We start from the raw sequence: 5,595 nt of genomic DNA, 5'->3' as shown, positions 1-5,595 counted from the left end.
CTGGAAGCGGCCAGCGTCAAGGACAACATCGACGGTATTCGTAGCGATGTGATCGCCGACATGGTGCAGCGCTTCGTGCCGGCTGATTCGGTGGACGAACAATGGGATCTGCCTGGCCTGGAAGCGGAGCTAGCCGCCGAATTTGGCGTGCAAATGGATCTAGTTAGCCTGCACAAAACCCAGGAAGAACTGGACGCAGGGCAGATTTTGACGCATGTGCAAACTGCCATCCAAACCCTGTTTGCTGATAAAGAAACGCAAACCGGCGGCGACACCATGCGCATGCTGGAAAAACACGTGATGTTGAACGTGCTGGATCAAAACTGGAAAGAACACTTGGCGCGCATGGACTACCTGCGGCAAGGCATCCACCTGCGTGGTTATGCGCAAAAGCAGCCCAAACAGGAATACAAGAAAGAAGCCTTCGAGTTGTTCTCTGAGTTGCTGGAGAAGGTCAAGCGCGAAGTGATTTCGCTGCTGGCGCGGGTACGTGTTCGCAGCGAAGAAGAAGTGGCCGCTGCCGAAGCGCAAGAGCGCGCGCGTGCCGATGCCATGGCGCGGCAGATGCAATTCCAGCACCCCGATATGGGCGGCTTGGGTGCCGACGAAGAAGCCGCAGACGTCCGCGTGCAGCAGGCACTGGCATCCGGCCAGGTCGGTCGCAATGACCCGTGCCCCTGCGGCAGCGGCAAAAAATTCAAACATTGCCACGGGCAGCTTGCGTAAGGGGGATGCGCCCCGGAGCGGGGCGCATCCTGATGAAAATGAAGCAGCTTCACGTCGTCGCCGCCATCTTGCGTGATGCAGATGGCCGCGTGTTGCTGGCTCAACGCACCGAAGGGCGCGAGCTGGCCAATCTCTGGGAGTTTCCCGGCGGCAAACTCGAGCCGGGGGAGACGCCCGAGCAAGCTTTGGTGCGTGAATTGCGCGAAGAATTGGGTGTGGAAGCCAGCGTTGGCGAGGCACTCATTTGCGTGCGGCTGGACAGTCCGGGCAGATGTTTGCTGCTGGATGTACGTGAAGTCAGCTACAGCGGCCAACCGCAGGGCATGGAAGGACAGGCGCTGGTTTGGGTGTTGCCGCAGGCGTTGCGTGATTACCCGATGCCGCCGGCGGATTTGCCGGTGGTGGAGGCCTTGCTGAGGCCGCGATAAAGCGCGTCCAATGCGGTCACCTGCGCGTTGATCGCCGCCAGCGGCCCGGCATTGACCAGCACATCATCCGCAATCGCCAGGCGCTGTTGCCGGGTGGCTTGCGCGTGGAGCATCGCCTGCGCCAGTGCTGGGTCGATGCCATCGCGGCGCAGCAGGCGGGCAAGCTGCACCTGCTCGGGGGCATCCACCACGAGGATGCGGTGTAGCCACGGATAGGCGCTGCGACCGCCGCCTTCGGCAAGCAGTGGTATCGATGCGATGGCATAAGGGCTGCTTGCGGAGACGCAGGCAGCATGCAGACTGGCACGCACGCGCGGATGCACGATGGCTTCCAATTGCGCGCGCGCTGCGGCATCGGCAAAGACCCGTTGGCGCATCGCGGCACGATCCAAACCGCCATCCGCCGCCAGCACTGCCGTGCCAAACGCCGTCACCACCGCCGCCAACCCCGCGCTACCCACCGCCACCGCATCGCGCGCCGCTTGGTCGGCATCCGCCACGCAGATACCCAAGGCGCGAAAGCAGGCCTCAACGGTACTTTTGCCCGAAGCGACCCCGCCGGTCAGGCCAAGGATGAAGCCGCTCAAGCCAGCCCTGCAAATCGCAGATACGCACCCACCAAGTCCTTGCCCCAGAAAAAGCTGATCCAGCCGGCAAAGGCCAGATACGGGCCAAATGGGATGGGCGTGGCTTTGTCGCGGCCGTTGATGGCCAGCCAAATCGAGCCAACGACGGCCCCGATGAACGACGACAGCAAGATGGTGGGCAGCACCCCCGCCAAGCCCGTCCACGCGCCCAGCGCGGCCAATAGTTTGAAATCGCCGTGCCCCATGCCTTCCTTGCCGGTGAGCTGCTTGAACACCCAGTACACCGACCACAGGCTGAGGTAGCCCGCCATCACCCCTAGCATCGCGGATTTCTGCCCGACGTACAGGTTTTCCACGGCCGCCACCATGCCCAGCCACAGCAAAGGCAGGGTCAGTTGGTCGGGCAATAATTTGGTTCGAAAATCGATGCCAGACAGGGCGACCAGATAACCCGTCAACAGCATGGCGCCAAAGCCCTTCCAGCCAAATCCAAACTGCCAGACACAGGCCAAGAACAATAGCCCGGTGATCAATTCGACCAGTGGGTATTGGATTGATATCGGGGTCTTGCAGCCCCGGCATTTACCAGCTTGCAGCACCCAGCTGAATACGGGGATGTTCTCGTACCAGTGCAGGGGCTTTTTGCAAACAGGGCAATGCGAGCCTTCTACCACGATGCCTGGCGGTGGCGGGTCGTAGAGTTCGGGTTCGTCCAGAATCTCGCGGGCGTCACGCTTCCACTGCCATTCCATCCGGCGTGGCAGACGCAAGATCACCACATTCAGGAAACTCCCCACCAACAAACCAAGCCCGGCCGCGGCGGGGTAGCCGAGGCCGGGATGTGCATCAAGAAAGGCCATTACGTCGCGATTCCCGTTACATCACCGTCATCGCGATCTTGAAGATCGGCAGGTACATGGCCACCACGATCGAGCCCACCAAGCCGCCGATGATCACCATCACCATCGGTTCGATCAAGCTGGACAATGCATCCACGGTGTTGCTGACTTCTTCCTCATAAAACTCGGCGACTTTGTACAACATGGTGTCCAGTGCGCCGGCCTCTTCGCCGATCGCGGTCATCTGCACCACCATATGCGGGAACAGGTTGACCTGCTTCATCGCCACATTGACCGGGTAGCCTACCGCCACGTCGTCTTTCATCTTCATGACGGCCTGCTCATAGACCATGCTGCCGGTGGCACCAGCAACACTGTCCAGGGCTTCCACGAGGGGGACACCGGCCTTGAAGGTCACCGCCAAGGTGCGAGCAAAGCGGGCAATCGCCGATTCGTTCAGCACTTTGCCAATCACGGGAAGCTTGAGCATCATCCGATCCACGGTGTGCTTGAGCTTGTCTGAGCGCTTGTAGGTGTAAATGAAGAAGCCAACAGCACCGGCGACAATGATGCCAATCAGCCAGAACCATTTGACCAGAATGTCAGAAATGCCGAAGACCAGACTGGTAAAAGCGGGTAGGTCTGCACCAAAGCTGCTGAAGGTTTCTTTGAAAATTGGCACCACATACACCATCAGTACCGCACTGACCAAAATAGCGACCGCGATCACGGCGGCGGGGTAGAACAGCGCTTTCTTGATCTTGCCCTTGATGCTTTCCAAGTTTTCTTTGTAATTGGCAATGGTGTCCAGCACGGTCTCCAAGACACCCGAAGATTCGCCGGCACGCACCAAGTTGCGATACAGCTCGTCGAACTGCACCGGGTATTGGCTCATGGCCTCGTAGATGGACGCGCCGCCTTCGATATCATTACGCAGGCCATTGACCATCTTCTTCATGTTTGGGTTTTTGTTGCCACCGCCGATGATTTCCAGCGCATTCACGATGGGCACGCCGGACTTCATCATGGTGGCAATTTGCCGGCTAAACACGGCGATATCGCGCGGTGAGATTTTCTTGCCGCTGCCGCCAAACAACGGCTTGGGCTTGGGCTTGACCATGGTCGGGTTGATACCCTGCTTGCGCAGCTCGGCGCGCAGCAGATTGGCGGTGCGCGCCAACTGCTCGCCTTTCATTTCTTTGCCGCGCTTGTCGCGGCCCTGCCAGACGAATTCTTCCAGTGGGTTCAACCGACGGGATTCGGCTTTTTCCCTGGCCTTGCTGATCGCAGCTCTACGAGCGGACATGAAGCTCCCCTTCAATCCTTGGTGACGCGGTTGATCTCGATGAGGCTGGTGACCCCCTGTCTCACCTTGTCCAACGCAGAGCGTCGCAAATCGCGGACGCCGCTCTGCAAGGACGCCTCGGTAATCTGTTGCACATTACCACCGGCGAGCACAATTTGCTGAATTTGCTCGCTCATCGGCATCACTTGATAGATGCCAGCACGGCCCTTGTAGCCTTCGGTGCAGTCCTCGCAGCCCACCGCCTCATAGACGGTGATGCCTGCATGCACCTCATCGGCGGTGAACCCTTCGGCCAGTAGCGCGTGCTCAGGCAAATGCACGGCACGCTTGCAGTCGTGCAGGCGGCGCACCAAGCGCTGGGCGATCACCAGGCTGACCGAACTGGTGATGTTGTAAGGCGCAATGCCCATGTTCATCAGGCGCGAAATGGTCTGCGGAGCGTCATTGGTATGCAGGGTGGATAACACCATATGGCCGGTTTGCGCGGCCTTGACCGCGATCTCGGCGGTCTCAAGGTCACGGATTTCGCCCACCATCACCACGTCGGGATCTTGACGCAGAAAACTGCGCAGGGCGGCGGCAAAGGTCATGCCGCGTTTGGCGTTTTGCTGCACTTGGTTGACCCCGGGCAGGCGGATTTCCACCGGGTCTTCCACGGTACTGATGTTGCGGGTTTCGTCGTTCAAGATGCCCAGCGCGGTGTACAGGCTCACGGTCTTGCCCGAGCCCGTCGGGCCGGTCACCAACACCATGCCATACGGCTTGTGGATGGCATCCAAGAACAGTTTTTGCTGCACCGGCTCATAACCCAATTTATCGATGCCCATCTTGGCGGCACTGCCATCCAGGATGCGCAGCACGATCTTTTCCCCAAACAGCGTAGGCAAGGTGCTGACACGGAAGTCGATTTGCTTGGTCTTGCTGAGGTTGAGCTTGATGCGCCCATCCTGCGGCACACGCTTTTCGGCGATGTCCAATTGCGACATCACCTTGAGGCGCGCGGCGATGCGCGCATGCAGTTTCACCGGTACTTTCTTGGCAATCTTCAGGATGCCGTCGATGCGAAAGCGCACCCGGTACTCGGTTTCGTAAGGTTCGAAGTGGATGTCGGATGCGCCCTTGCGGATGGCATCCACCAAAGCCTTATTGATGAATTTGACAGTCGGGGTGTCTTCGCCGCTGGCATCCACCCCGGTATCGTTGGAGAAGTCCTCATCGCCACCACTGACCTCCAGCCCCTCCAGTCCGTCGGCATCATCCATGTCGGCGGCCAGCGCCTCAGCCGCCTCCAGCCACAAGTCAAGGCAGCGTTTGATGCGATCGGCATCCACCAAGATGGGCTCTACCGCCAGATTGGTGTGGAATTTGAGTTCTTCCAGGGCCTGATTGTTGGTGGGGTCTGAGGTGCCCACAAATAGGCGGTTGCCACGCTTGAACAGTGGCAAGACCTGATGCTTGCGCAGCAACTCTTCCTTGACCAAGGTGATCGCCGATTGTGCCGGGTCGATCGCCAGTGCATCCACGATGGGCATGCCAAACTCGACCGAATTGGCTGCCGCCAACGCCGCCGGCGTGGCCAGCCGGTGTTGCACCAGATACATGGCCAGCGGTGTTTTTTCGGCGGTGGCGGCGTCCATCGCCTTGCGCGCGACAGCCTCGTCCAGCGCCCCGTCCATGACCAGACGGCGGGCGATGCCGGTGATGCCCAT

General features: G+C 59.7%; 6 protein-coding genes. 2 read left to right on the top strand and 4 right to left on the bottom strand.

Annotation, left to right across the window (positions count from 1 at the left end; translation table 11 throughout):
- Together PK789_RS11305 and mutT are read left to right on the top strand one after the other, a co-directional pair.
- A partial coding sequence (locus PK789_RS11305) for an SEC-C metal-binding domain-containing protein (protein ID WP_324308908.1) occupies positions 1–726 on the top strand: 726 nt, incomplete at its 5' end.
- 38 nt (positions 727–764) lie between these two features.
- Entirely contained in the window at positions 765–1,154 is a 390-nt protein-coding gene (gene mutT, locus PK789_RS11300) for an 8-oxo-dGTP diphosphatase MutT (RefSeq protein ID WP_324308906.1), read from the top strand.
- Here the strand turns inward: mutT and coaE are convergent.
- The 4 genes from coaE to pilB all read right to left on the bottom strand — a co-directional run.
- Positions 1,097–1,741, bottom strand: coding sequence for a dephospho-CoA kinase (gene coaE, locus PK789_RS11295; RefSeq protein ID WP_324308904.1), 645 nt, complete (start codon positions 1,739–1,741; stop codon positions 1,097–1,099). The genes mutT and coaE overlap by 58 nt on opposite strands.
- Positions 1,738–2,601, bottom strand: coding sequence for a prepilin peptidase (locus PK789_RS11290; protein ID WP_324308902.1), 864 nt, complete (start codon positions 2,599–2,601; stop codon positions 1,738–1,740). The genes coaE and PK789_RS11290 overlap by 4 nt, the downstream gene beginning before the upstream one ends.
- A gap of 16 nt (positions 2,602–2,617) precedes the next feature.
- Positions 2,618–3,886, bottom strand: coding sequence for a type II secretion system F family protein (locus tag PK789_RS11285; RefSeq protein ID WP_324308901.1), 1,269 nt, complete (start codon positions 3,884–3,886; stop codon positions 2,618–2,620).
- Positions 3,887–3,897: 11 nt separating this feature from the next.
- Positions 3,898–5,595, bottom strand: a 1,698-nt coding sequence (pilB, locus tag PK789_RS11280) for a type IV-A pilus assembly ATPase PilB (protein WP_324308900.1), incomplete at its 5' end; no start/stop codon positions are given.

This window comes from Thermomonas sp., from assembly GCF_035369645.1.
Taxonomy (GTDB): Bacteria; Pseudomonadota; Gammaproteobacteria; order Xanthomonadales; family Xanthomonadaceae; genus Thermomonas.
The sequence above is the reverse complement of the archived record's forward strand: the minus strand, read 5'-3'. Positions and strand labels throughout refer to the sequence as shown.